Source organism: Nonomuraea cypriaca (genome assembly GCF_015645445.1).
GTDB classification, from domain to species: Bacteria; Actinomycetota; Actinomycetes; order Streptosporangiales; family Streptosporangiaceae; genus Nonomuraea; species Nonomuraea cypriaca.
On record NZ_JADOGI010000468.1, the window covers coordinates 1 to 2,337 of the forward strand.

3 protein-coding genes are annotated in these 2,337 nt (G+C 66.9%); all 3 read left to right on the forward strand.

The window, feature by feature from the left end; all coding sequences use genetic code 11:
• Positions 1–63 precede the first annotated feature (63 nt).
• The gene (locus tag ITP53_RS54875; protein WP_195903402.1) at positions 64–1,053 is read left to right on the forward strand and encodes a tyrosine-type recombinase/integrase; all 990 of its coding nucleotides are present in this window, start codon (positions 64–66) and stop codon (positions 1,051–1,053) included.
• Positions 1,054–1,700: 647 nt separating this feature from the next.
• Entirely contained in the window at positions 1,701–2,039 is a 339-nt protein-coding gene (locus tag ITP53_RS54880) for a hypothetical protein (protein WP_195903403.1), read from the forward strand.
• Positions 2,040–2,065: 26 nt separating this feature from the next.
• The coding region (locus tag ITP53_RS54885) for a hypothetical protein (RefSeq protein ID WP_195903404.1) at positions 2,066–2,337 on the forward strand (272 nt) is incomplete at its 3' end.

A 2,337-nucleotide genomic window follows, 5' to 3' on the forward strand; every position in this document is an offset into this window, starting at 1 on the left:
ACGTACTTAACGACTTCGGCCCGCAATTCGGGAGAGTAATGCCTCGGCTTCTTCGCCACTACCTTGCCTTCCGGGTGTCACGTAAACCCTACTTGGGTCCGTGTCCGGAAAGATCGGGGCACCCCACTGGAGAGCAAGCAGGCGCTCCGGTGGCTGGAAGGTGCCTCGCTCGACCTGACCGACCTGAACGAGACCAAGACGGTACGCCTGGCACTCGACGCCCTCGCCCTCCGCCTCGATGGCAAGGCGGCGAGCGCCAACACGATCCGCCGCAAGCGCGCCGTCCTCCACGCTGTTCTGGAGTACGCGGTAGAGCTGGAGGAACTGCCCGCCAACCCGGTGCACAAGGTCAGGTGGAAGCCGCCCAAGACCACGGAGACGGTGGATCCGCGGGTCGTGGTGAATCCGCGCCAGGCCGAAGCGCTGCTGACCGCCGTGGCCTCCGTAGGTGGGCGGGGTCGCGGGCGTCGCCTCCAAGCCATGTTCGCCTGCATGTACTACGCCGCCCTACGTCCCGGCGAGACCGTCGCGCTCAGAAGGCAGGACTGCCATCTTCCGGCAACCGGCTGGGGCCGCATCCTCGTCGATGTCTCCCGCCCAGAGGTCAACGTCCAGTGGACCGACACCGGCGACGCCCACGAGGAACGCGGGCTCAAGCACCGAGGCCGCGACGACGTCCGCCCGGTGCCCATCCCGCCCAAGCTGGTCCAGATTCTTCGGCAACACATCGAAGAGTTCGGCGTCGCCGAGGATGGCCGGCTGTTCCGCAGCGAACGCGGCAAGGTCGTGGCCTCGACCGCGTACACCGAGGTCTGGCAGGACGCCCGAACCCTGGCGCTCACCCCCGCCCAGGTCGCCTCTCCCCTGGCCCGCAGACCGTACGACCTGAGACACGCCGCCGTCTCCCTCTGGCTCAACGCGGGCGTACCAGCCCCCGACGTAGCCGAACGGGCCGGGCATGGCGTGGATGTGCTCCTCAGGGTCTACGCCAAGTGCCTCGATGGCCAACAGGAGATCGCCAACAAGCGAATTGAGGACGCCCTCGCCGCATGATCGCCCAGCACCATCCCGAAGGGTCCCGGAACGACACCGGGACCCTTCGCCGTTCCCCATACGTTCCCACGAGCGCCCGATCCGCAGATGTCCCGGATCAAGGCCTCCGACCAGGGGAAACGTCCCGTGATCCATTCCGGGCATATTCCGGGACCTGCGACAACGGGCCGCTCACGACGGCATCCGGCTGCACACCCCTGAAACGCAGAAGAGGCCCCGAAGGGCCTCTGAGCTGCTGTTACTGCTGGTGGCAGGTGCAAGGTTCGAACTTGCGTAGGCTGAGCCGACGGTTTTACAGTCCTGTCGCGATCAAGCGCTGACCTGGGTCTTTTCCCTTGCAATGGTGCAGTTGGCCGCGTATTGGCCGCGATCATGCTCATAGACGAACCTGAACAACTCCCTTCCTACGTGAAGCCGCTGCATCCGTGCAGGCATAGCCTGCGTGGCTATGTCGGTGAGTGCCATAGACGGGCTGTCCCGCTTGCCGTACCGCAGCTCAACGTCTCGCCATGCTGCAGTACGCGTGCGCCCGTGTCACAGCGCACCTTGATTCGTGACCGGTCTAGCGCATTTCGTGGCGGCCGGCGGGGTCCGGTGTTGATGATGTCGGTATGACAAGGCGTAGCTCGGTGTGGGTAGGCGCGGGATTGACGCTGGCCGCAGTGGCCGGACTCGGCGTGTACTTCGCGTCAGTGGGACTGGATAATGCCGACAAGCTGGGCAGCGTGATCGGGGCGCTGGTGGCTGTAGCGGGCCTATCGCTGACGGTTTACGGGCTGGTGGCGGCTTCGGGCGGTGGGAGGCGGCTGGTGCAGCAGACCGCCCGCGCTTCGGGCGGCCGGATCTCGCAGGTGGGCGGGGACCAGACTGGTGCAGCGTCATTGGGCAGGGATGCCGCCGCTGAGGTGCGCCAGCGTGCCCGGGCCTACAAGGACGGGGAAATTTCCCAGGTCGCGGGCGACCAGGCCCCGCCAGCGCAGCCATGACCGGCCGTCTGCGTCGAGGCGATGGAGTGTCGCAGGACGCCCGGGTCACGGACGGCGGCCAGATCACCCAGATCGCGGGCAACCAGATTACCCATCATCATCACTACCCGGCGGGCGGGGCGGCGGTGCCGAGGGCGCCACAACCGACGGTGGACCGAGTCCGGATCGGGGTGATCCCACAGCCTGCCGATTGCTTCCAGAACCGCCAGGTCGCCGAACAAGTGCAGGCGGCCGCTGGCACGGGCGAGACGGTCGTGCTGACCCAGGTGCTGGCGGGGATGGGCGGGGTGGGCAAGAC